General features: G+C 66.0%; 24 protein-coding genes and 1 tRNA gene. 9 read left to right on the top strand and 16 right to left on the bottom strand.

Translation table 11 applies throughout. The annotated features are described in order from the left end of the window. Positions 1-49 precede the first annotated feature (49 nt). Positions 50-1,117: a cysteine synthase A gene (gene cysK / locus ATO6_RS17010; RefSeq protein WP_088625235.1), complete on the top strand. Its 1,068-nt coding sequence runs from the start codon at positions 50-52 to the stop codon at positions 1,115-1,117. A gap of 141 nt (positions 1,118-1,258) precedes the next feature. Further along, positions 1,259-2,767 carry an ankyrin repeat domain-containing protein gene (locus ATO6_RS17005; RefSeq protein ID WP_088625234.1) on the top strand — a complete coding sequence of 503 codons (1,509 nt, stop codon included), beginning with the start codon at positions 1,259-1,261 and terminating at the stop codon, positions 2,765-2,767. A gap of 10 nt (positions 2,768-2,777) precedes the next feature. On the opposite strand, the gene ATO6_RS17000 is transcribed toward ATO6_RS17005, so the two are convergent. From ATO6_RS17000 to ATO6_RS16990, 3 genes are all read right to left on the bottom strand, one after another. Continuing rightward, positions 2,778-4,025 carry a hypothetical protein gene (locus ATO6_RS17000; RefSeq protein WP_141102029.1) on the bottom strand — a complete coding sequence of 416 codons (1,248 nt, stop codon included), beginning with the start codon at positions 4,023-4,025 and terminating at the stop codon, positions 2,778-2,780. A gap of 111 nt (positions 4,026-4,136) precedes the next feature. Then, positions 4,137-4,213 (bottom strand) — tRNA-Arg (locus ATO6_RS16995). Between the two features lie 79 nt (positions 4,214-4,292). Then, positions 4,293-5,306 carry a methyltransferase gene (locus tag ATO6_RS16990; RefSeq protein ID WP_088625232.1) on the bottom strand — a complete coding sequence of 338 codons (1,014 nt, stop codon included), beginning with the start codon at positions 5,304-5,306 and terminating at the stop codon, positions 4,293-4,295. A 179-nt stretch (positions 5,307-5,485) separates the two neighbouring features. On the opposite strand from ATO6_RS16990, the gene ATO6_RS16985 reads away from it, so the two are divergent. Both ATO6_RS16985 and ATO6_RS16980 read left to right on the top strand, forming a co-directional pair. Beyond that, positions 5,486-5,929: a PaaI family thioesterase gene (locus ATO6_RS16985; RefSeq protein WP_088625231.1), complete on the top strand. Its 444-nt coding sequence runs from the start codon at positions 5,486-5,488 to the stop codon at positions 5,927-5,929. After that, on the top strand, positions 5,929-6,489 hold the full coding sequence (locus tag ATO6_RS16980) for a TetR/AcrR family transcriptional regulator (RefSeq protein ID WP_088625230.1): 561 nt from the start codon (positions 5,929-5,931) through the stop codon (positions 6,487-6,489). Before ATO6_RS16985 ends, ATO6_RS16980 begins: the two co-directional genes overlap by 1 nt. Here ATO6_RS16980 and ATO6_RS16975 read toward each other — a convergent pair. The 13 genes from ATO6_RS16975 to ATO6_RS16915 form a co-directional block, all read right to left on the bottom strand. Next, positions 6,486-6,959: a hypothetical protein gene (locus tag ATO6_RS16975; protein WP_088625229.1), complete on the bottom strand. Its 474-nt coding sequence runs from the start codon at positions 6,957-6,959 to the stop codon at positions 6,486-6,488. The two genes, ATO6_RS16980 and ATO6_RS16975, sit on opposite strands and share 4 nt — an antisense overlap. A 19-nt stretch (positions 6,960-6,978) precedes the next feature. Beyond that, on the bottom strand, positions 6,979-8,196 hold the full coding sequence (locus ATO6_RS16970) for a cysteine desulfurase (protein ID WP_088625228.1): 1,218 nt from the start codon (positions 8,194-8,196) through the stop codon (positions 6,979-6,981). Then, positions 8,196-8,795: a Yip1 family protein gene (locus ATO6_RS16965; protein ID WP_088625227.1), complete on the bottom strand. Its 600-nt coding sequence runs from the start codon at positions 8,793-8,795 to the stop codon at positions 8,196-8,198. The genes ATO6_RS16970 and ATO6_RS16965 overlap by 1 nt, the downstream gene beginning before the upstream one ends. Further along, a complete protein-coding gene (locus ATO6_RS16960; RefSeq protein WP_088625226.1) occupies positions 8,792-9,280 on the bottom strand; it encodes a YIP1 family protein in 489 nt (162 codons plus the stop codon). The genes ATO6_RS16965 and ATO6_RS16960 overlap by 4 nt, the downstream gene beginning before the upstream one ends. After that, positions 9,280-10,569 carry a Fe-S cluster assembly protein SufD gene (gene sufD, locus ATO6_RS16955; RefSeq protein ID WP_088625225.1) on the bottom strand — a complete coding sequence of 430 codons (1,290 nt, stop codon included), beginning with the start codon at positions 10,567-10,569 and terminating at the stop codon, positions 9,280-9,282. The genes ATO6_RS16960 and sufD overlap by 1 nt, the downstream gene beginning before the upstream one ends. Then, a complete protein-coding gene (sufC, locus tag ATO6_RS16950) occupies positions 10,569-11,321 on the bottom strand; it encodes a Fe-S cluster assembly ATPase SufC (protein WP_088625447.1) in 753 nt (250 codons plus the stop codon). The genes sufD and sufC overlap by 1 nt, the downstream gene beginning before the upstream one ends. A 44-nt stretch (positions 11,322-11,365) precedes the next feature. Next, entirely contained in the window at positions 11,366-11,971 is a 606-nt protein-coding gene (locus tag ATO6_RS16945; RefSeq protein WP_088625224.1) for a hypothetical protein, read from the bottom strand. Positions 11,972-11,973: 2 nt separating this feature from the next. Beyond that, positions 11,974-12,288 carry a heavy metal-binding domain-containing protein gene (locus ATO6_RS16940; protein ID WP_088625223.1) on the bottom strand — a complete coding sequence of 105 codons (315 nt, stop codon included), beginning with the start codon at positions 12,286-12,288 and terminating at the stop codon, positions 11,974-11,976. Positions 12,289-12,301: 13 nt separating this feature from the next. Next, entirely contained in the window at positions 12,302-12,640 is a 339-nt protein-coding gene (locus ATO6_RS16935) for a DMT family protein (protein WP_088625222.1), read from the bottom strand. Between the two features lie 47 nt (positions 12,641-12,687). Then, positions 12,688-13,482, bottom strand: coding sequence for an FkbM family methyltransferase (locus ATO6_RS16930; protein WP_088625221.1), 795 nt, complete (start codon positions 13,480-13,482; stop codon positions 12,688-12,690). A gap of 15 nt (positions 13,483-13,497) precedes the next feature. Then, positions 13,498-15,030, bottom strand: coding sequence for a Fe-S cluster assembly protein SufB (gene sufB / locus ATO6_RS16925; RefSeq protein WP_088625220.1), 1,533 nt, complete (start codon positions 15,028-15,030; stop codon positions 13,498-13,500). Between the two features lie 16 nt (positions 15,031-15,046). Next, a complete protein-coding gene (locus tag ATO6_RS16920) occupies positions 15,047-16,093 on the bottom strand; it encodes a cysteine desulfurase family protein (protein WP_088625219.1) in 1,047 nt (348 codons plus the stop codon). A 115-nt stretch (positions 16,094-16,208) separates the two neighbouring features. Next, positions 16,209-16,676, bottom strand: coding sequence for an Rrf2 family transcriptional regulator (locus ATO6_RS16915; protein WP_088625218.1), 468 nt, complete (start codon positions 16,674-16,676; stop codon positions 16,209-16,211). 178 nt (positions 16,677-16,854) lie between these two features. Between ATO6_RS16915 and ATO6_RS16910 the strand changes: the two genes are divergently transcribed. The 5 genes from ATO6_RS16910 (at position 16,855) to ATO6_RS16890 (ending at position 21,547) form a co-directional block, all read left to right on the top strand. Continuing rightward, positions 16,855-17,508, top strand: a complete 654-nt coding sequence (locus tag ATO6_RS16910; protein ID WP_088625217.1) for an alpha/beta hydrolase — start codon at positions 16,855-16,857, stop codon at positions 17,506-17,508. 10 nt (positions 17,509-17,518) lie between these two features. Then, positions 17,519-17,752 carry a hypothetical protein gene (locus tag ATO6_RS16905; protein WP_088625216.1) on the top strand — a complete coding sequence of 78 codons (234 nt, stop codon included), beginning with the start codon at positions 17,519-17,521 and terminating at the stop codon, positions 17,750-17,752. Beyond that, on the top strand, positions 17,749-18,321 hold the full coding sequence (locus ATO6_RS16900; RefSeq protein ID WP_088625215.1) for an HD family hydrolase: 573 nt from the start codon (positions 17,749-17,751) through the stop codon (positions 18,319-18,321). Before ATO6_RS16905 ends, ATO6_RS16900 begins: the two co-directional genes overlap by 4 nt. 147 nt (positions 18,322-18,468) lie before the next feature. After that, a complete protein-coding gene (locus ATO6_RS16895) occupies positions 18,469-20,145 on the top strand; it encodes a tetratricopeptide repeat protein (protein WP_088625214.1) in 1,677 nt (558 codons plus the stop codon). 178 nt (positions 20,146-20,323) lie between these two features. Continuing rightward, positions 20,324-21,547: a leishmanolysin-related zinc metalloendopeptidase gene (locus ATO6_RS16890; RefSeq protein ID WP_088625213.1), complete on the top strand. Its 1,224-nt coding sequence runs from the start codon at positions 20,324-20,326 to the stop codon at positions 21,545-21,547. The last annotated feature ends 112 nt before the right edge of the window (positions 21,548-21,659 follow it).

Here is a 21,659-nt window from a genome sequence, read left to right as displayed (position 1 = left end):
GGCGGCGTTACACTCGGTCCCGGCACACCGGACAGGAGGAGACACCGGCATGACGACTTATCCCACCACGGGCGGCACGCTCTATAATTCCATCACCGACACGATCGGCGACACCCCGGTCATCCGGATCAACCGCCTCGCCCCGGACGGGGTCGAGGTCTATGTGAAGGCCGAGTTCTTCAACCCCGCCGCCTCGGTCAAGGACCGCCTCGCCCTCAGCATCATCGAAACCGCCGAACGCGAGGGCAAACTCAAGCCAGGCCAGACCGTGGTCGAAGCCACCAGCGGCAACACCGGCATCGGCCTTGCCATGGTCTGCGCCGCCAAGGGCTATCCGCTGGTGGTCACCATGGCCGACAGCTTCTCCATCGAACGGCGCAAGCTCATGCGGATGATGGGCGCCAAGGTCGTCCTGACGCCGCGCGCGCAGAAAGGCTTCGGCATGTATCAGAAGGCCGTCGAACTGGCCGAAAAGAACGGCTGGTTCCTGGCCCGCCAGTTCGAAACCGCCGCAAACGCCGCCATCCACGAAGCGACCACCGGGCCGGAAATCCTGTGCGATTTCCACGGCAAACGGCTGGATTACTTCGTCTCGGGCTACGGAACCGGCGGGACCGTCACCGGCGTCGGCCGCGTCCTGCGGCGCGAGCGGCCAGAGACGAAGATCATCCTGACCGAACCGGCCAACGCCGCGCTGGTCCAGAGCGGCACCGCACAGGAGCGCACCGCCGACGGCAGCCCCGCCGTCTCGCACCCCGCGTTCGAACCGCATCCCATCCAGGGCTGGACCCCGGACTTCATCCCCGCCGTGCTGCAGGAGGCACTGGACAACAAGCTCTATGACGAACTGATCCCTGTCGCCGGGCCCGACGGCATAGCATGGGCAAAGAAGCTGGCGCAGCAGGAGGGCATCCTGACCGGCATTTCCGGCGGATCGACCTTCGCGGTGGCGATGAAGGTCGCGGAAAAGGCCGAACCCGGCAGCGTCATCCTCGCCATGCTGCCCGACACGGGCGAACGCTACATGAGCACGCCGCTGTTCGAGGGGATCCCCGAGGACATGGACGAGGCCGAGACGGAGATCTCGAAATCCACGCCGGGATTTCAGATGGGCTGACCGCAGGCTCCCGCCCGACCTGGCAGTCATGGCGGGCGGGATGCCCTTACGAACGGCCGAAGGCGGAATGACATCCGACCCTGAACGTTGCAGCCGGGCAGGACCTTGAACCGACAAAGCCCGCGTGACACGATCCGAAATATGTATCGTTTTGCCGGACTGATCCTTTACCTCGCACTCAGTACCGCGCCCCAACCGTCCCGCGCTCAGGCCGACGGAGGATGGAGGCTGGCCGTTCTGATTGGTACCGGCAACAGTGCGGAATTGACCGCCGCGCTTGCTGAAGACGGGCTGCCGGCGGATACGGCGATGACGACTCAATTGATGCACATGGCAGCCGCCGCCGGAGACCTGAACGCGCTTCGCGGTCTGCATGACGCGGGTGCCCCCATAGATGCCCGGGACGAAGCGACCGGCTGGACGCCCATGATGACGGCCGCGCATCACGGGCATGGGCCGGTGGTCCGATGGTTCCTTACCGCAGGCGCCGATCGCACCGCCAAAGGCCGCGACGGTGCGACTGTCGATCTGTTGTCGCAATACGGAGGGGTGTCTCTGGACCGCGCGCCTTCGGCCGCCGACGCTTGGGATGCACTGTCCTCCGTAGAGTTGGACCGGCTTGCGCTGATGGCGGTGGAGGCCGGAGACAGATTTCTGCTGCGCGCGCTTCTGCGACTGGGCGCGCAACTGGAAAAACCGGATGGCATCAACTGGACAGCGCTGGAATACGCTGCATGGCACGGCGATCGGGATTTATATGACGCCGTGATTGCGGAAACCGGAACACTGAAGGCGCACATGCAGGAGGATCCGCGAACGGTATATTACGGGCTTGTCCCCGGAATCACCGTGCCGCTCGCCGCCCTGCTCGGACTCAGCGCTCGGGGCGATGACGGGCAGGACGGATTTCGCATCCTGACGATGATTTCACAGGATCACGATCTGAACGAAGGTGTCGTCAGCGCCGGTCCGAACGGCCTTCTCGCCCGGCGCCTCCTCGGAAACACCGAAAATCCGATGGTCAGACAGCTTGCCAATCCGGCGCCGCTCGACCTCGGGCCGCTGCCGCCCTTTCGCGTGTCGATGTCCACCGCAGATGTAGCCGAGGTGCAGGGAAGTCTGGCCGGGCTCGGCCTTTATGATGGCCAGAGGGACGGACAGCGCGGCCCGGCAACCGACACAGCTATGCACGCCTGGTTCCAAGGCGCGATCTCTGCCGCCGCCAAGGCGGGTCGGGAACTCTGCCAGAGTGTTGTCCGACCCGATCCCAAGGAAATTGGCGCCGAAATGCCGGCCCGGGCACCCTATGTCGTCAGGTTCGGCGCCCTCACCTATTCGATTTTCCCACGTCACGACTCCTACGGCATGCGAGTTTCGCGCGCGAGGTTCCTGTTTGGAGGGCAAACTGAACAGGGCATACTGACCTGCGAGACAGACGATGCAGGTCGGGCAGGCGACATCAGGTTTGAACTCAGAGGCCTGTCGATCTCTCTCTCTGCGGCAAGCGACACTTGCAGAAACAGCGGCCGCAGACCGATTTTCGGGTACGAAAGAGCTGCCGTTCGCGTGGACAATCAACCATTCTATTACGCAGACTACTGCGCGCGGGAAGCAAGCCTCCAGGACGCGCGGACTTTCACCCTGCGCTGATTGCGGACGTCTACCTGATGCGCGACCAATACTGGCTTGGCACATACTGCCTGACGGCCCAAGCCGGCAGGCACCAATATCCCGGATAGCGCGAGGTCTTCTGGTAGGAGACGCATTTCCGAGAGCACTCGCTCACGCTGAGGCCACGGACCACCGCGCTAAACTGCGTCGAAAAGGAGCACAGGGTATCGCAGCGAACACAGCCTTTGCCCGTCGGGTGAAACGCCGGCTGCGCCGTACCGGGATCACTTCGAGATTGTGGCTGTGACTGCGGTACAGATGGTGTTGCACGCGGCTCTGCCCGTCGCGCCATTGTCCCCGATTTCTCGCTCCGAGCTTCGTTCAGGTCGAACGGGATCGTCGGCACCCTCCCGCTGTCTGGAGCGCCTTGCAGCGCGGCACCGAGCAGCGACAGGGTCAGGTCGTCCGCCTGCCCCGGATCCACGCTCGTGAAACGGTCGCCACCTGGCAGGCGATACTGTTTTTCGGCCACCGTCCGGGCGACATCCAGCACCGGTGAGACCTGCTGCTCCATCGTGGCGATATTGGCTGACAGGTCGGAGTTGATCGAGTGCGGTACAAAACTCATCTCGCGAAGTGTCCGGCGCGCGCCGTCTGCCGAGCCTCCGGCATCGAACCGATTGGCGGTTTCAAGAAAGTCAGACAGGGCATTGTCGGCCACCGGGCCGAGGGCCGACAGTGCCAGCCCGGTCATGACGCGCGACAACTGCCCCCCCGGATTGGCCGGGCCGCGCGCGGCATTCAGAAGACGCGCCATGCCATCGGCGATCCCCGCGGCGTCCGCGTCCTCCCTTGTCCGGGCAAGGTCCGCCATCCGCTCCAAAGACGCCATGGCACGGCATTCGGCCACTTTCCGATCGCGCTGCTCCATGGCGGCGCAAAGGGCACGGGAGGGCGCTTCGCAGGCGTCGTATACGACCGGAACACCAAGACATGCAGTGATGCCAGTCGGTCGATACAGGGTCTCTAGCCGCTTGGTCTCCTCAGAAATGCAGAGATGATACGCCCCTCTGGCAGCGGCCAGCGACGAGGCTTGGCTTGCGGAGACCGCAAGGCAGTCCTGCTCCGCGACTGCGATCCGCGGCAGAAACAAAAGCGCGGCAAACAGGGCGCCTTTCATCTGAGCGGCTAGCGCCAACACCTGACCGTGTCGAAGAAGATGCAATTTTAAAAACACCCGGGCACTCAACCACAGCACACTTGCTCCTGGCAACAAGCGCGCAAACCGGACATCCATGAGAATCACGAACTGACGCGATCGTGAAAACTGTCAGCGGGTTGGCCTGCTTTTCCGTCCTGCGACCTATGCGTCGCGGCGCTTCAATAGCAGTATCACTCGCAAGAGAAATGGCGCACCCGAGAGGATTCGAACCTCTGGCCTCTGCCTTCGGAGGGCAGCGCTCTATCCAGCTGAGCTACGGGTGCGTGCCGGGTTGCCTTAGACCATCCGGCGGCAGCCCGCAATGGGGGTTGCCGCCGGGGATGCGGAAAATTGCGGGGCCGGTCAGGCGGCCTTGCGGCCTTCGGCCAGCATCGTCATTTCCGGGATCATCGGGCGGACCGAAACATCGCCGAACCCCGCCGTGCTTAGCGCCTCGGCCAGCCATGCGTCGTCCAGCGAACGGGCTTCGGGGGTGAAGGCGGTGTGCTGCAACTGCCAGAGCGCGGCCAGCTTGGGCCCCTCGCGGCCCGCGTCGACCACGAAATCGTGGATCAGGATGCGGCCACCCGGTTTCAGCGCCTTGTGGGCGTCCGAGATCAGCTCGGGATGCGCCTCGCCCGGCACGCCGGAAAACAGGTAGGACATCAGCACTATGTCCTGTCCGCCCGGCCAGCCCTGGTCCAGCGCGTTGCCGTCGGCATACTGGATGCGGTCCGACAGACCGGCCTTCTCGACATACTTGCGCCCCAGGAGGGCGACGTTCGGGAAATCGACGATGGTGGCCTTCAGCTCGGGGAATGCCTTGCAGAGCGTGATCGCGAAGGCGCCGGTGCCGCCGCCCACGTCCAGCATCTGCGCCGGGCCGTCGATGTCCAGCGACTTGGCCAGCTGCCGCGCGGGGCCGATGGAGCCCGCATGCTGGCTTTCGGAATAAAGCCGCGCCTCCTCCGCGTCCGAAAACCACTCGGCATAGGATTTCGTCGCCTCGTCCCCCAGCGTCCCAGCCAAGGCGCCCTCGATCTGGTCCAGCAGCGGATACATCTGCCGCCCGACCTGCAGCCGCAGGTATTCGCCGAAATCGTATTTCGCGCCCTTCACCAGAAACGCCTCGGCCGCTGGCGAGTTGGAGAATTTTCCCTCCTCGACCGTGACCAGACCCAGGCCTGCGAGCGCCGTCAGCAGCGTTTCCATCCGGTCGCGGTGAATGCCCGCCTTCGCGGCCAGCGCCTCGGCCGTGGCGGGCCCGGCGGCGAGATTGGTGAAGACTTCGAACTGCAGGGCGGCGAACAGGGCCTTGGAGCCCATGAACCCGAATGCAATGTCCGAGATTTCGTCGGCTTCGGTGAGCGGCGTCATGGCGTCTCCTGTTGTTGTGGCTGTTAAGGCGAGCTTAGTCCCCTGCCCGCGAATTGGAAGGCGCGCGGGCCGATTGCGACCCATGGAATGTCGCTTTCGACGCATTTCAAGGCAATGCTTGACGCCACGCGCGGCAGAAGGCAAGAATTAGACCGACCAGTCTAGTGAGGCCCACCAGCATGCACGCCTATTCCGACCCCGAGATCCTCGCCCGTCTGAACGGCAACTCCGCCGCGCAGGGGTTCAACCGTTGGATGGGCCTGCAGGGCCTTGCCGCGGGGAACGGACAGGTGGAAATCCTGCTGCCGCTCCGCGACGACATGCGCCAGCACCACGGCTACGTCCACGGCGGCTGCATCGGCGCGCTTGCGGATATGGCCTGTGCCTGGGCGGGCAGCACGAACGGCGGGCAGGACGTGGTGACGTCGAACTTCACCATCCATTTCCTGCGTCCGGCCATGGGCAAGCAGCTGCGCGCCAAGGCCCGCACGATCCGGTCCGGCAAGACGGTCGCGACGGTCGAAGCCGAGATCTTCATCGAGAACGACGGCGAGGAGCCCAAGCTCTGCGCCACCGCGCTGGCCTCCATCGCCGTCCTGCCCGAAGCGCGGCCGCGCATCTGATGGCCGTCAGCGAGAGCGTCCCGACACGTCAGCGCCTGATCCGCGCCGCGCTGGAGCTGTTCCAGCAGCGCGGCTACCACGCTGTCGGCGTGACCGAGATCCATACGCGGGCGCGCTGCCCCAAGGGCTCGCTCTATCACCACTTCCCCGGCGGCAAGGCCGCGCTCGCCATCGCGGCGGTCGACTGGCTGGAGGCGGAGATCACGGCCAGCTTCGACCGGGCGGCGGACAAGGCGATCCCGGCCGACCGACAGATTTCACACCTGTTCCAGCAGACGGCGGGCTGGGTCACCGGCACCGGCTATGCCTCGGGCGCGCTGCTGGCCGTTCTGGCGCAGGAGGTCGTGCCGCACGAGGCAGACCTGTCGAAGAGGCTGGGACAGGCGGTGGATGCCGCCACGACCGCCCTCGCCCGCGCGCTGGCCGCTGGTGGCGGCGACCCGGCGATGGCCGGTCCGATCCTCGCCATGCTGGACGGCGCGGTGGCGCAGGCCCGCGCCTGCCATTCCCCCGCCCCGTTCGAGGCGGCCGAGACAGCGGCGCTCAGGCTGGTGCGTTAATTGTCGCGGCGATGCTCGACGGCGCTGGTCCAGGAACAGGTGCCGTTCTGCATGTTCAGCATGTTGCCGATGGCCTCGGGCATCTGGATCGTCGCGACCACGGTCTGATCCATCGCGTCCTCGGACAGGATCATCAGGTCCTGCGCGACCGTCACGGTCATCTCGCCCATGGCGGTGGTCTGCGTCTCGGAGTAGCTGCCGGTCCAGTGATCGGTCTCGACCTCCTGCCAGGCGAAGCTGACGTCATTGTCCTGCAGCGCGCCGGGATCGAAGGGCTTGGGGAACTCGATGTCCCGCTCATAGCTCTTGTCGCCCTCGGTCATCGTGGCGATCTGGTCGATCATCATCTGCGGGCAGCCCGCGTTTTCGACCAGGTCCCACGACCCGCGCCAGTGGCCATCGGCGGGCTGCGTCCCCGCCAGCGCCGGAGTGGCCGAGATCAGGACAAGAGCAAGCGATTTCAGATACATGTGTGTAATTCCACAGCGTTCAGGCAAACAGGTCATGCGCCAGTTCCAGCGCCTCGATCAGCGTATCGACTTCGGCGCGGGTGTTGTAGAGGCCAAAGCTCGCCCGGCAGGTTGCCGCCACGCCCAGATGCTCCATCAGCGGTTGCGCGCAGTGATGTCCGGCCCGCACGGCGACGCCCTTCTTGTCGAGAATGGTCGAGATATCATGGGCATGCGCCGCGCCGTTCATCGTGAAGCTGAAGATCGCCGCCTTGCCGGGCGCATGGCCCTGCAGGTTCAGCCAGTTCAGCCCCTTCAGCCGCTGGGTCGCGTAGTCCGCCAGCATGTGCTCATGCGCGGCGACGTTCTCCATCCCGAGCGCCTCGAGATAATCCAGCGCGGCGCCGAAGCCGATGGTCTGCACGATCCCCGGCGTCCCGGCCTCGAACTTCAGCGGCGGGTCGGCATAGCTGACCGCGTCCTTGGACACCTCGCGGATCATGTCCCCGCCGCCCATGAAGGGCCGCATCTCGGCCAGCCGCTCGCGCGTGACATAGATAGCACCGGACCCCGACGGACCGTAAAGCTTGTGCCCGGTGATCGCGTAGAAGTCGCAGCCGATGTCCTTGACGTCCACCTTCATGTGAACCGCGCCCTGCGACCCGTCCACCAGCACCGGCACGCCCTGCGCACGGGCGGCGGCGCAGATCGCCTTCACGTCGACCACGGTGCCCAACACGTTCGACAGATGCGTCACAGCAACCAGCCTGGTCCTGGGCCCGATCGCGTCGATGACCTTCTGCGGGTCGAGGCTGCCATCCGGCTCCGTATCCACCCATTTCAGCACCACGCCCTGCCGTTCCCGCAGGAAATGCCAGGGCACGATGTTGGCGTGATGCTCCATCACGCTCAGCACGATCTCGTCCCCGGCCTGAAGCCGCGGCGCGGCCCAGCCGTAGGAGACCATGTTGATCCCCTCGGTCGTGCCCGAGTTCAGGACGATCTCATCCTCACCGGCACCGAGGAAACGGGCGATCTTGCCGCGCACCGCCTCGTAATTCTCGGTCGCGAGGTTGGACAGGAAATGCAGGCCGCGATGGACGTTGGCATATTCCATCTCGTAGCTGCGGGTGATCGCGTCGATCACCGCGCGCGGCTTCTGCGCGCTGGCGCCGTTGTCGAGATAGACCAGCGGCTTGTTGTTGACTTCGCGCGACAGGATCGGGAAATCGGCGCGGATTTTTTCCACATCATACATCAGAGCGCTCCTTCCGGGGTGACGCCGAGAATGGCGAGGATGAAGGACAGGGCGAAGGCCGAGGCGAGCATGGCGAAGACCATCGTCGCCACGGCCTTGAGCGGTGTGCCGAAGCGATGTGCCTCGGTCAGGAAGTTGACCAGGACAAAGATCCCCCAGATGCCGCCCACCACCGCCATGATGGCACCGATGCCGGGCGCGATCGTCGTCACGATGACCACCGCCATCTGGAACACCAGCCGCAGCGACTGCAGCCAGCAGGTGATCTGCAACATCCGGAAGAAGTCGCCCGATCCACCCAGCACCCGTCCGGCAAGGACGAGGAACTGGGTCATCAGGATCATCAGCCCTGCAAGGCCCAGCGTCAGCAGGATCGGGCTGTGCATGAACGCCGGGACCATGACCCCGACCTCGACCTGCGCCGGCAGGGTCGACCAGTACAGGACGCCGTTCAGCACCGACAACAGCGCCAGCCACGTCCACAGCACGTCACGCGGGATGGACAGGCTCAGCAGTTCGGCCGCCGCGGCGCGGGGTTCGGTCAGGCTGCGCAGGGCCATGTCCCTGAGCCACGGCCGGGTGAACGGTTCGGCGGTCATGCCGTCTCTCCCTTTTCGGCCGCGATGGTGCCTGCGATCCAGAACCACAGGAACAGCGCCAGCCACACCGCGCCAACCAGCGCGAGTTGCGGTCCCGGCCCGATGAACCCCGCGACCAGCCCGTGCAGCAAAAGCACCGGGGCCGACGACAGGAGCGACCAGAACAGGGCCATGCGGGCGCCGTAGAACGTGCCCCGCCCGCCCGCGACACGGGCCAGCAGATGCACCACGGCGCCGACGCCGTAAAGCAACAAAGGCGCGATGAACAGCCAGGCGAACAGGCTGGCCCCCATCAGCGGATTCAGATCCTCGCCGGTCATATGGGCCTGCCGCGCCAGACGCGGCAGCTGCGCGACGAAGATCAGCAGGCAGGCGGCCATGACGACCACCAGGGCCCGGTCCTCGCGCACCCCGCGCGAGAGGATCCGGCGGATCGCCCCGCCGGGACCGCGATAGGTCGCCGCCATGTCCTTGAGCGCCGACATCAGCCCCGCCGACGCTCCAGCCAGCCGGTTAGCCGTGCGACGATTTCGTCCCGCAGCGGCTCGTCGTCGATCTCCTCGACCGCTTCGGCGAGGAAGGCCAGCGTCAGCAGGTCCGTCGCCGCGCCTTCGGGCACGCCGCGGGTCCGCAGGTAGAACAGCGCCGTTTCGTCGATCGCGCCCGAGGTGGAACCATGCGAACAGGCCACGTCGTCGGCGTAGATCTCGAGCTCGGGCTTGGCGAGGAACTGGCTGTTGTCGTCCAGCAGCAGCGACTGGCTGATCTGGTAGCCGTCGGTCTTCTGCGCGCCTGCCTTCACGAGGATCTTGCCCTGGAACACGCCGGTCGCGCCGTTCCGCAGCACCTTCTTGAACACCTGGCGGCTTTCGCAGCGCTCGGCGTCATGGGTGATGAAGACGGTGTCGTCGTGGTGGAAATCGCCGTCCCCGACGGCCGCGCCCGCGACATGCGCCACGGCGTCGTCGCCGGTCAGTTCGATCACGCATTCATTGCGCGTCATCACGCCATTGGCGGTCAGGGTAAAGCTCTTGAACACGCTCTCGGCCCCGAGGCGCGCAAAGATGTGCGTCGCAGCGCGGCGTTCGTGGTCACGCCCCTGCGCCCGGACATGCGCGAACCGCGCGCCGTCCGCGATCTCGACCTCCATCACCTTGTTGAACCGTGCCGCCGCCGGACCGTTTTCCAGCAGCGTCAGGTCCGCCCCGGCATCGAGTTTGATGCAGTGGTGAAGGATGGCGTCCGAAGTCGTTGAATTGTGGTAGTAAACGAACTGGATCGGTTTCTCGACCTTGCCCGAAACATGGATCAGCACGCCGTCCGTCGCAAAGGCCGTGTTCAGCGCCGCCAGCGGCCGCTCGACCGGGGTCTGCCCGCGCTGTTCCAGCACGCCATAGACATCCCGCGCCCAGTGCAGGTCCGCGGCCTGTGCCTCGGCCAGCCGTTCGATCCGGACGCCTGCGAGGTCGAGGTCATCGGACGCTTCGGCATCGAAGACGCCATCGACAAAGACGATCCGCAGCCGGTCGATGCTGCTGAAGATCGGCGCCTCGTCCGTCGCCGTGAAGATCGCGGCGGGCGTCACATCGACCGCCGTCAGGCTGTCGGGGCGGGTGTATTTCCAGTACTCGTCACGCCGCGCCGGCAGGCCCATGGCCCGCAGCCGGTCCAGCGCCGCGTCACGCGCGGCACGGGTCCAGCCCGGCGCCTCGGGCAGCGACAGCGCGGCCAGACGCGCCTCGGTCGCGTCGGACTTGAGTTTCGGCAGAGCCATCACGCCTCCTCCAGAAACTCGGCATAGCCGTTGTTCTCGACCTCGAGCGCCAGCTCGGGGCCGCCCGTCTTGACGATCTTGCCGTTCGACAGGATGTGCACGACATCGGGTTTGATGTGGTCCAGAAGCCGTTGATAATGCGTGATAACGAGGAACGACCGCCCCTCGGACCGCAGCGCGTTCACGCCGTCGGCCACCAGCTTCATCGCGTCGACGTCGAGGCCCGAGTCGGTCTCGTCGAGGATGCACATCTTGGGCTCCAGCATCGCCATCTGCAGGATCTCGTTCCGCTTCTTCTCACCGCCCGAGAACCCGACGTTCACGGGGCGCTTGAGCATGTCCGCGTCGATCTGCAGCGCCTTGGCCTTCTCGCGGATCACCTTCAGGAATTCGGCCGCCGACAGTTCCTCCTGCCCGCGCGCCTTGCGCTGCGCGTTCACGGCGGTCCGCAGGAAGGTCATGTTGCCGACACCGGGAATTTCCACCGGGTACTGGAACGCCAGGAACAGCCCGGCAGCCGCACGCTCCTCGGGCTCCAGATCCAGCAGGTCGGTGCCGTCCAGCGTGGCCGATCCTTCGGTCACGGCATAGCCATCGCGGCCCGACAGGACATAGCTCAGCGTCGATTTGCCGGACCCGTTCGGTCCCATGATCGCATGCACTTCACCGGCGCCGACCTTTAGGCTCAGGCCCTTGAGGATCGCCTTGCCCTCTTCCTCAAGTTCGACATGCAGGTTGTTGATTTCCAGCATCTTTTCCATCCATCCTTGGCCGCCCCGCGGGCGGCGTGTCTCAATCAGGGCCGCGACAGGAACTGCACGACCCGCAACAACCGGTCCGCCGGCACCGCCATAGGCGACACCTCGAACCGCGCCAGCCTGCCCGTGAACTCGGGCCTGCCGATAAACTCCTCCACCCCGTGGTACTGGGTGCGTTCGACATAGTCGTCGAACAGGACCACCACGGGTTTCTTCGTCCGGAACGCCGTCGCCAGCGCGCAGCCGACCCGGAACCGACCGTCCACCAGAACCACGTCCGGCTGGACGAAATCCGCGGTCTCCCAGACCTTCAGCGGATAACCCGGATACTTGCGCCAGCCCTCGTCGGTCTCGGGATGGCCCCACTCCTTGGTTGGGCCGATGTCGTGATGCACGATCTTCACCGGCGACACCGGCGGGTTCGCATCGAACCATGCCCGCATCATCCGCGCCCATGCCCCGTCGCTCTCGACGCTGGTGATCCGCTTGCCCGGCATCTCGGCGGCCATGACGGTCGACCCGCCGGACCCGTATTCGAGGATCACCGACGCCCGTTCGTACTCCGCGCGCACCAGCCGCCCTTCCGCGTCGGGAAAGGTCAGCTCGGGCCGCGTGACGGCGATATGATCCCCTGCGGGCGTCATGGTCAGTCGATCACCACTGCCGTGCCGGACACCGACACCATGAGCATCGAGTCGCCCACGACCTCGTAATCCAGGTCGACGCCGACCACGGCGTTCGCCCCGAGCGCCGCAGCACGCGCCTCGATCTCGCGCATGGCAGTGTCGCGGGCATCCTGCAGCTTGGCCTCGTAGGCGCCCGAGCGGCCGCCGACGATATCGGTGATGTTGGCAAAGAAATCGCGGACGATGTTCGCCCCCATGATCGCCTCGCCCACCACGATCCCCTTGTAGTCCAGGATCTTGTGGCCCTCGATGCCCTGCGTCGTCGTGATGATCATGCCATCTCTCCTGTCATCCCCGGAACACCAGCGCCGCGCCCGCTGCGATCAGGACGAAACCCGCCGCCGTGTTCCATGTGATCTGCTCCTTCAGCCAGAAGGCCGAGAAGCCCGCGAAGATCACCAGCGTGGCGACCTCCTGTATCGTCTTCAGCTGCGCCGCCGAATAGACCTCGTGCCCGATCCGGTTGGCCGGCACCGCCAGCCAGTATTCGAAGAACGCGATCCCCCAGCTCGACAGAACCGCGATCCAAAGCGGCGTCGTCTTGTCGCCGAGATGCCCGTACCACGCGAACGTCATGAAGACGTTCGACACGATCAGCAGACCGATGGGCAGAATGTAGGGCGTCATTCATCGGACACTCCAAGGGGCGCAGGCCCGCGTTGCACCGCTGCCGTTCATGCCGGAACCTCCTCGGCCACCGGCGGGACGAAGACGGCGCGCAGGGCCTCCAGCCGTTCGGCGCCCGCAACGATGTGGTTCCGGTTCCGCCGATACCGGGCATGTGTATAGAGCACGCCGTAGCGATGACGCCCGAGCCACGCCTCGAAAGCCTCCGCATTCTCGCGGTCGACCTCGACCATGAACACCGGCCGACAGCGCGCCAGCACGCCGTCAAAGCCGTTCAGCACCTCGATCTCCATCCCCTCGACGTCGATCTTGACGAAATCCGGGGTGACATCCGCCAGCAGGGCATCCGCCCGCGCAACCTCCAGATCGCCTTCGCCCGGCAGCATCCTCGCATTGCCGAGGTTGCGGTCCCGGTCCTCCATCGCAAAGCCGCCCGCCGCGCGATCCGACAGGCCCAGCCCGATGTGGGACAGGTCGACCACCGCGCCCAGATCGTTCACCAGCACGTTGTTGACCAGCAGTTCATAGGCGCGTTCGTTCGGTTCGAACGGGATGACCTGTCCGGCCCCGAGGAACATCGCGGCATATAGCGTGTGATTGCCCACGTTGCCGCCGACATCCACGAACGTCCCGCCCTCGGGAAAGATCGGCCGCAGCGCCGCCAGCTCCGCCGCTTCGTAGAACGCGCCCGCCCGATGCGCGCGCTGGATCGGGTCGCGCCGCATGTTCACGCAGAACCGCACGGCCCGCCCGTCCACGCTGGCGTGGACAAGGCTCAGTCCCGCGCTCTGCAGCGGCCGGCCTTCGGCCAGCGTGCGGCGTATGTCCCCGATCCGGCTCATGCCTGCCTCAGCGCCTCAGCCCACGGACCCTTCGAGAGAGATGGCGACCAGCTGCTGTGCCTCCATCGCGAATTCCATCGGCAGTGCCTGCAGCACTTCCTTGCAGAACCCGTTGACGACCAGCGCCACCGCCTCTTCCTCGTCCATCCCGCGCGACCGGCAGTAGAACAGCTGATCGTCGTCGACCTTCGATGTCGTGGCCTCGTGTTCGACGCGCGCGGTGTTGTTGCGCACCTCGATATACGGCACGGTATGCGCCCCGCATTCCGACCCGATCAGCAGGCTGTCGCACTGGGTGTAGTTCCGCCCGTGCTCGGCCTTGGGGTGCATCGACACCAGCCCGCGATAGGTGTTCTGCGCCTTGCCCGCGCTGATCCCCTTGGACACGATCCGGCTTTTCGTCCGCTTGCCGAGGTGGATCATCTTGGTCCCCGTATCGGCCTGCTGGTAGTTGTTGGCGATGGCGATCGAATAGAATTCGCCCTGGCTGTCATCGCCACGCAGGATGCACGAGGGATATTTCCACGTGACGGCGGATCCGGTCTCGACCTGCGTCCACATAACCTTGGCCCGGTCGCCCCGGCAATCGGCGCGCTTGGTGACGAAGTTGTAGATGCCACCCTTGCCGTTCTCGTCGCCCGGATACCAGTTCTGGACGGTGGAGTATTTCACCTCCGCGTCTTCCTCGACGATGATCTCGACCACCGCCGCGTGAAGCTGAGAGGTGTCCCGCTTGGGCGCGGTGCAGCCTTCGAGGTAGGAGACATAGCTCCCCTTGTCCGCGATGATCAGCGTCCGCTCGAACTGGCCTGTGTTCTCGGCGTTGATGCGGAAATAGGTCGACAGCTCCATCGGGCAGCGCACCCCCGGCGGGACGTAGACGAAGGACCCGTCCGAGAAGACCGCGCTGTTGAGCGTGGCATAGAAGTTGTCGTTCACCGGCACGACCGAGCCGAGGTATTTCTTCACCAGCTCCGGATGCTCGCGGATCGCCTCCGAGATCGAGCAGAAGATCACGCCCGCTTTCTTCAGTTCCGCCTGGAACGTCGTGCCCACGGAGACGGAGTCGAACACCGCGTCCACGGCGACCTTGCGGCCCTCTGCGGGCGCGTCCTCGGCCCCCTCGACACCGGCGAGGATCATCTGTTCCTTCAGCGGGATGCCGAGCTTCTCGTAGGTGGCCAGCAGCTTGGGATCGACCTCGTCCAGCGACTTGGGCTTTACCGCCATGCTCTTGGGGCGGGCATAGTAATACTGTTTCTGGAAGTCGATCTTGGGATAATCGACCATCGCCCAGTCCGGCTCTTCCTTGGTCAGCCAGCGCTCGTATGCCCCGAGCCGCCACTCGGTCATCCACTCCGGCTCCTCGTTCTTGGACGAGATCAGCCGAACAATGTCCTCGTTCAGGCCCATCGGGGCGTAGTCGGTCTCGATTTCCGTATCCCAGCCGTATTTGTAGGTGCCGACGCTGGCGACGGCATCCACCGTCTCCTTGTCGACGCCCTCTTTCACGACCTGTGCCTCGCGGCTTTCATCCAGTGCGGTCATCTCGAACCTCTCATCCTCACGCCGCGCGGGCGCGGTGTTTCCTGCGCTGCGCCAGCCAGCTTTCGGCAAAACGCGCGATCTCGTCGTCGGTGGTTACGGGGCCAAGGCTTACGCGGATCGCGCTGGCCGCAGCCCCTTCGTCAAATCCCATGGCACGCAGCGTGCGGCTCGCCCGCACCTTGCCGCTCGAACAGGCGGAGCCCGCGCTGATCGCGAAACCGGCGAGGTCCATCTGCATGACCTGGGTCTCGCCCTTCCAGCCGGGGCTCACGATGCAGGAGGTGTTCGGCAACCGACGCGCCCCCCTGCCTGCAAAGATAATATCCGGGGCCTCCGTCGCAAGGAGCGCCTCCAGCCGGTCGCGCCGTTCGGCCACCCGGTCCCAGACCCCGTCCGCCAGATCCCGCGCCGCCGCCTCGGCCGCCGCGCCGAAACCGGCGATCCCGATCACGTTCTCCGTGCCGGACCGGCGGCCCATCTCCTGCCCGCCGCCGCGAATGCGCGCCGCCAGATCGGTCCCGCGCTTCATGACAAGCGCGCCGATCCCCTTGGGCCCGCCCAGCTTGTGCGCGCTGACCAGCCCCATCGTGCAGCCCAGCCAGTTGAACGCCAGCGGCAGCTTGCCGAACCCCTGCGTCAGATCGCTGACCGCCAGCCCCTCCGGCAGGTCCTGCACCACGCCCGTCTCGGAATTCGCGACCTGCAACGTCGCGCCCGCGGGATCCGCCACCGCGACCCGCCCGTCGGCATCCGCCGCCAGAGCCTCGTCGCACCACGCCAGCACGGCATCATGTTCGACGCCCGCACAGACCAGCCCGCGCCCCTCGAGCGCCAGCGCCGCGGCCTCCGTCGCACTCGACACGAAGACGATATCCGCCCCCTCGGCCCCGAGCGCCGCTGCGACCTGCGCGCGCGCCCGTTCGACCAGGGCCTTGGCCGCCCGTCCCTCGGCATGGACCGAGGACGGGTTCCCGGCGACATCCATCGCCGCGATCATCGCCGCCCGCGCCTCATCCCTGAGCAGCGTCGTCGCGTTATGATCGAGATACACCCGGTCCCTCACGCGCTGCTCCCCCGCTTCATCTTGCCGGAAATATGCCGGGGGAGTCGCGGGCGCATGCCCGCGACGGGGGCAGCGCCCCCAAATCCACGTCTGGAAAAGGCGTGGCGGCGAGAGGTCATGCCTCCACCTCGTCCACGACCGAAAACAGCGCCGGCACCGCCGCGCAGGGGGTCAGCCCGTTCTTTACCACATCGGCCAGCGTCGTCTGGTGCAGGAAGACATAGACATGCGCCGACAGGCTCTCCCACAACCGGTTGGTCACCGACTGCGCGCGCGATCCGGACAGCCCGCCGCTCGCGCCCGCGCCCTTGTGCATGGCGCTGACCGTCTCGTCGACCGCCGTCAGGATGTCCGACACCCGGATGTCCTCGACCGGACGCGACAGCCGGTAGCCGCCGCCGGGCCCGCGCACCGACTCCACCAGCCCGCCGCGCCGCAGCTTGACGAAGAGCTGCTCGAGGTAGGGCAGCGAGATCGCCTGGCGCCGCGAGATCTCGGCCAGGGTGACCAGATCGGTCTCCGGCTGCAGCGCGATATCTGCCAGCGCGACCATCGCGTAACGCCCCTTGGTGCTCAGTTTCATGCGCGGCCCTCCCGACACTGGCGCGATGCGGCTTATTCCGGACTTGTTGACCTATGTGACCCCAAGCCTTATCTCGCTTGGAACCCGATCCGGCAAGAGCCGATCTGGAATAGTTCTAATTTGTCCGAGTGAATTCGTCAAGAATGCCTCGGCCGTCACGCGGAGCCAGCTCGCACACATGCCCGAGGTCATTTTTCCGGGGCCGGAAGGCCGTCTAGAAGGCCGCTACCATCCGCAGAAGGACCGCGACGCCCCGATCGCCATCGTGCTGCACCCGCATCCGCAGTTCGGCGGGACGATGAACAACAAGGTCGTCTACAACCTGCATTACGCGTTCCACAAGATGGGCTTCACCGTCCTGCGGTTCAATTTCCGCGGCGTCGGCCGCAGCCAGGGCGAATACGACCAGGGCATCGGCGAACTCAGCGACGCGGCCTCGGCGCTCGACTACCTGCAGTCGATGAACAACAACTCCAAGCATTGCTGGGTCGCGGGCTTCTCCTTCGGGGCCTGGATCGGCATGCAGCTGCTGATGCGGCGGCCCGAGATCACCGGCTTCATCTCGGTCAGCCCGCCCGCGAACATGTACGACTTCTCGTTCCTCGCCCCCTGCCCGTCCTCGGGCCTGATCATCAACGGCACGGCGGACCGCGTCGCGCCGCCCGCCGACACCGCATCGCTGGTCGGCAAGCTGCAGGAACAGAAGGGCATCACCGTCACCCATGAGCAGGTGCAGGGTGCCGGCCATTTCTTCGAGGATCCGCATATGGAGACGATGATCGGCACCGTGTCCGATTACGTGAAACGCCGCCTGACCGAGACCAGCCGCTGAGGAGACCCGGATGTCCACGCTCGACAAACTGGCCGCGCAGCTCGGCGAAGACGTCATGAAGGCGATGGACGAGACGGGGGACGACCGGCTGTTCATGGAGATCTCCAAGACCATCGGCGCGGCCTCGCAGACGCTGGAGGAAGCGTTTCTCACGGATGTCCGCGTCCGCCTTGCCGAACGCAAGGCACGCGAGCACCTGAACCGGCGGCTGAAGCAGCACCGCGCCGGCGCGGGCGGGGCATGACCGACCGCCTCGACGCGCAGATGGCCTTCCTGATGGAGGCCGACCGGCTCAAGTCCATCCTCCGCGCAACACCGATCGCCGACGATTCCCGGCGCGAGAACTCCGCCGAGCATTCCTGGCACCTCGCGCTCTTCGCGCTGGTGCTGGGCGAACACGGCGCGGATGTTTCGATCGACCGGGTGATCCGCATGCTGCTGCTGCACGACCTCGTCGAGATCGACGCGGGCGACGTACCGATCTACGGCGAGAAGGACGAGGCCGCCATCGCCGCCCGCGAACAGGCGGCGGCGAAACGGATCTTCGGCCTGCTGCCGGCGGATCAGTCCGCAAGCTTCCGGGCGCTCTGGGAGGAGTTCGAGGCGAACGAGACGCCGGACGCGCAGTTTGCCAAGTCGCTCGACCGGTTCCAGCCGCCGAACCTGAACCTTGCCTCGGGCGGCGGGTCGTGGAGGGACTACGACGTGAGCTACGAGATGTTCGAGGCGCGGGTCGGGCAGAAGATCGCCCGTGGCGCGCCAGGGCTCTGGGACTGGGTCGGGCCGAAGGTCAGGGCCTATCTCAAGGGCTGAAGGTTTCGCCTGCGGCGACCCGCCGAGGGCTCTGCCCCCGGACCCCCGAAGTATTTGAAACCAGAAGAAGCATGGGACGCGGCGCTTTTGTCTTGGCAGGGCGGCGGGGATTGGCGAGGCTGCCGGTAACGGCAGAGGAGCGGGCCCGTGCAGGAGTATTTCGATCTCGGCAGTCATTCGTTTCCGGTGACGACCGCCAGCGCCGAGGCGCAGCTGTGGTTCGACCGGGGGCTGAACTGGACCTTCGGTTACAATCACGAGGAGGCTGTCGCCTGTTACCGGCGCGCGCTGGAGCATGATCCGGCTTGCGCCATGGCGCACTGGGGCGTCGCCTATGCCACGGGGCCGAATTACAACTACCCCTGGGTGCTGATGGATCCGGTGTCCAAGGCGCGTGTGCTGTCGGAGGCATTTGCGGCCACCGGACAGGCGCTGGCCCATATCGATGGCGTCACGCCGGAGGAAGCCGCGCTGATCCGCGCCCTGCCCGCCCGTTATCCGCAGGCGAAACCGCCCGAGGACACCAGGCCCTGGGACACCGCGTTCGCCGAGGCCATGAGGGGCGCACAGCGGGCGCATCCAGACAGTCTCGACATCCGCACGATCTGTGCCGAGGCCATGCTGAACCGCACGCCTTGGAAGATGTGGGACCTGAAGACCGGCGCGCCGGGCAAGCATGCCGATACGCTGGAATGCCAGGCCCTGCTGGAGGCCGCGCTGGACCACGATCCGCGCGCCATGCGGCATCCCGGCATCCTGCACCTCTACATCCACCTGATGGAGATGTCGCCCACGCCCGAGAAGGCGCTCCGGGCCGCCGACGCCCTGCGCCCGCTGGTGCCCGATGCGGGCCACCTCGTCCACATGCCCACCCATATCGACGTCCAGTGCGGCGCCTACCAGGACACCGTCTTCTGGAACCAGCGCGCCGTCGTCGCGGATGAGAAGTTCTATCACCGCGAAGGCGGGATGAACTTCTATACCGGCTACCGCCAGCACGACTACCACTTCGTCATCTACGGCGCGCTGTTCCTCGGTCAGATGGAACCCGCCCTCGCCGCCGTCCGTCAGCTGGCCGCCACCACGCCGCCCGAGATGCTGCGGATCGAAACGCCGCCCTACGCGATGTTCTTCGAGGCCTATCTCGCGATGGAGCCGCATGTATACATCCGCTTCGGCCAGTGGCAGCGGCTGATCGACATGGACCTGCCCGAGGACCCGAAGCTCTACGCCACGCTCAACGCCACGACGCTCTATGCCAAGGCGCTGGCCCATGCCGCGCTCGGACAGGTGGAGTCCGCGCTTGAGATGGAACAGCGCTTCCTGACCGCGGTCGAACAGATGCCCGACCGCTGGCTGCACGTCGTAGATGTGAAGGACCTGATGGCCGTCGCGACCGAGATGCTGCGCGGCGAGATCCTCTATCGCCAGGGCCGTTTCGACGAGGCCTTCGCCGCGCTCCGCCGCTCCGTCGCTCTGGACGACGGCCTGCCCTATGACGAGCCCTGGGGCTGGATGCAGCCGACGCGCCACGCGCTCGGTGCGCTGCTGTTCGAACAGGGGCACGTGGCCGAGGCGGAGGAGGTCTATCGCGAGGACCTCGGGCTGGCGGGCGACCTGCCGCGTGCCTGCATCCATCCGGACAACGTCTGGTCGCTCAAGGGTTTGCACGACTGCCTGGAGGCGCGGGGTGACAGCGCGGAACTGCCGTTGATCCGGCAGAAACTGGACCTGGCGCTGGCGCGTGCGGATACGGCGGTTGCGGCGTCGTGCTTCTGCGCGCAGGCGGCGATGACGGGCACTCCGGGCGGGTGCTGCGCCTGAACCGGCGAGTTTTCGCCTGCTGCACCGTCACCTACGCGACAATCCTAACTTCGAACCGGCCTTTGTTTCCCGAAGCGAAACCGACCGTCGCACTCCGGCCAGAATCCGCCGCCAACCCTGTCGCTCTGGGGGCGTGTAGAACGCGTGCGGTTTGGGTGCGCGGACCGGAGGACAATACATGAAGGATTTCCCGCTCTTGCTGTCGGACAGGGACAGCTGGGACTCGTGGTGGGCACAATTCGAAGGCGGATCGGAGGATGACCACTCCGTACTGGGCCCGCTCGACGACCTGGGGCTCGACGATGTCGGTCTGTCCGATCCGCAGGGACCGGATACGTTCGTGTTCGCCATGCAAAGCGGGACATATGCGCCGCCTTCGCCGGTCTCGGCGGGCCTGACGTTCGACACGCCAGAGATGCCATCGGTCTCGGTGCCGGACTTCGCCCCGGTCCATGTCGGCCCCCCGTCGGGCAAGGGCGGCAAGCCGGCGCCGCAGCCGGTCGAAGTGCTCTTCGCCAGCTATACCAGCGGTGAGGCGGACACCGCCCAGACCGATCACTTCAACATCGACATCCAGTTCTACGGTGACTGGGACGCGATGTTCATGGACGCTTTCGCCGCCGCAGCCGACTTCCTCAGCTCGATCATGGCCTGCGGCCTGCGGGACGACACCGCGGCCTTCAACACCTTCGACACCGGCACGCTCTTCACCGTGGACGACGTGCTGATCGAGGCGCGCCTGCCCACCATCGACGGATCGGGTTCCGTCCTCGGCCGCGCAGGTGCCTATTCGGTGCGCGATCCGGGCACGGTCGATCAGCTGACCACGGTGGTCGGCGTGATGGAGTTCGACGTGGCCGACGCCGCCGACCTGCTTTCTGCCGGAACATGGGACGACGTCATCCTGCACGAGATGATCCACGTGCTGGGCCTCGGCTCGCTCTGGGGGTTCTACGACGGACTCGTGACCCAGACCTCAACCCAGATCGCGGGGGCCGACACCAAGCGCCCCAACGACGATGTGTTCCTCACCACCGCCGAATACAACGGCGCGGCGGGGAATGCCGAGTTCAACGCCGAGATGGGCACCACCGGCGAAAAGATCGTCGTTGAAACCGACGGTGGCAGCGGCACCGCGCTCGCCCACTGGAACGAGGAGGACTACTGGGGCGAGTTGATGACCGGCTATCTCTACAGCGATTTCGGCACGCCGAACGTCGCGGACCCGGTCTATCTGTCGGACTGGTCGCTCGCCGCCTTGGCGGACATCGGTTACGACGTCGACATCGCCTCCTTCGGCGGGGCGGACCAGCAGAACGCGCTGGCGGATGGCGTGGACCTGGAAACCGCCGATCCGATGATGGCCTTCTACGATGCGAACGGGGGGATCCTGTTCGCCTGACGCCTGCGCGACCGGCTCGCTCCCGACGGGCCGGTCGCATTCCTTGCAGCGGCAGATAGCTGACCCGGGTCAGAGACCGATTGACAGGCAGAATACCTGACCATAGTCAGGG

The sequence above is a fragment of the Oceanicola sp. 22II-s10i genome (assembly GCF_002210105.1).
GTDB lineage: Bacteria > Pseudomonadota > Alphaproteobacteria > Rhodobacterales > Rhodobacteraceae > Pseudooceanicola.
The sequence above is the reverse complement of the archived record's forward strand: the minus strand, read 5'-3'. Positions and strand labels throughout refer to the sequence as shown.

What these genes read in the sequence shown, in the direction of transcription:
- ATO6_RS16990 (WP_088625232.1), bottom strand. Translation starts at nt 5,306, where the DNA reads ATGACGCCGCTCACCGAAGCCGACGAAATCTCGGACATTGCATTCGGG.
- ATO6_RS16935 (WP_088625222.1), bottom strand. Translation starts at nt 12,640, where the DNA reads ATGACGCCCTACATTCTGCCCATCGGTCTGCTGATCGTGTCGAACGTC.
- ATO6_RS16940 (WP_088625223.1), bottom strand. Translation starts at nt 12,288, where the DNA reads ATGATCATCACGACGACGCAGGGCATCGAGGGCCACAAGATCCTGGAC.
- ATO6_RS16985 (WP_088625231.1), top strand. Translation starts at nt 5,486, where the DNA reads ATGCACGCCTATTCCGACCCCGAGATCCTCGCCCGTCTGAACGGCAAC.
- ATO6_RS16970 (WP_088625228.1), bottom strand. Translation starts at nt 8,196, where the DNA reads ATGTATGATGTGGAAAAAATCCGCGCCGATTTCCCGATCCTGTCGCGC.
- sufD (WP_088625225.1), bottom strand. Translation starts at nt 10,569, where the DNA reads ATGGCTCTGCCGAAACTCAAGTCCGACGCGACCGAGGCGCGTCTGGCC.
- ATO6_RS16915 (WP_088625218.1), bottom strand. Translation starts at nt 16,676, where the DNA reads ATGAAACTGAGCACCAAGGGGCGTTACGCGATGGTCGCGCTGGCAGAT.
- cysK (WP_088625235.1), top strand. Translation starts at nt 50, where the DNA reads ATGACGACTTATCCCACCACGGGCGGCACGCTCTATAATTCCATCACC.
- ATO6_RS16975 (WP_088625229.1), bottom strand. Translation starts at nt 6,959, where the DNA reads ATGTATCTGAAATCGCTTGCTCTTGTCCTGATCTCGGCCACTCCGGCG.
- sufB (WP_088625220.1), bottom strand. Translation starts at nt 15,030, where the DNA reads ATGACCGCACTGGATGAAAGCCGCGAGGCACAGGTCGTGAAAGAGGGC.
- ATO6_RS16910 (WP_088625217.1), top strand. Translation starts at nt 16,855, where the DNA reads ATGCCCGAGGTCATTTTTCCGGGGCCGGAAGGCCGTCTAGAAGGCCGC.
- ATO6_RS16980 (WP_088625230.1), top strand. Translation starts at nt 5,929, where the DNA reads ATGGCCGTCAGCGAGAGCGTCCCGACACGTCAGCGCCTGATCCGCGCC.
- ATO6_RS16945 (WP_088625224.1), bottom strand. Translation starts at nt 11,971, where the DNA reads ATGACGCCCGCAGGGGATCATATCGCCGTCACGCGGCCCGAGCTGACC.
- ATO6_RS16965 (WP_088625227.1), bottom strand. Translation starts at nt 8,795, where the DNA reads ATGACCGCCGAACCGTTCACCCGGCCGTGGCTCAGGGACATGGCCCTG.
- ATO6_RS16960 (WP_088625226.1), bottom strand. Translation starts at nt 9,280, where the DNA reads ATGTCGGCGCTCAAGGACATGGCGGCGACCTATCGCGGTCCCGGCGGG.
- ATO6_RS16905 (WP_088625216.1), top strand. Translation starts at nt 17,519, where the DNA reads ATGTCCACGCTCGACAAACTGGCCGCGCAGCTCGGCGAAGACGTCATG.
- ATO6_RS16900 (WP_088625215.1), top strand. Translation starts at nt 17,749, where the DNA reads ATGACCGACCGCCTCGACGCGCAGATGGCCTTCCTGATGGAGGCCGAC.
- ATO6_RS16890 (WP_088625213.1), top strand. Translation starts at nt 20,324, where the DNA reads ATGAAGGATTTCCCGCTCTTGCTGTCGGACAGGGACAGCTGGGACTCG.
- sufC (WP_088625447.1), bottom strand. Translation starts at nt 11,321, where the DNA reads ATGCTGGAAATCAACAACCTGCATGTCGAACTTGAGGAAGAGGGCAAG.
- ATO6_RS17005 (WP_088625234.1), top strand. Translation starts at nt 1,259, where the DNA reads ATGTATCGTTTTGCCGGACTGATCCTTTACCTCGCACTCAGTACCGCG.
- ATO6_RS17000 (WP_141102029.1), bottom strand. Translation starts at nt 4,025, where the DNA reads ATGGATGTCCGGTTTGCGCGCTTGTTGCCAGGAGCAAGTGTGCTGTGG.
- ATO6_RS16930 (WP_088625221.1), bottom strand. Translation starts at nt 13,482, where the DNA reads ATGAGCCGGATCGGGGACATACGCCGCACGCTGGCCGAAGGCCGGCCG.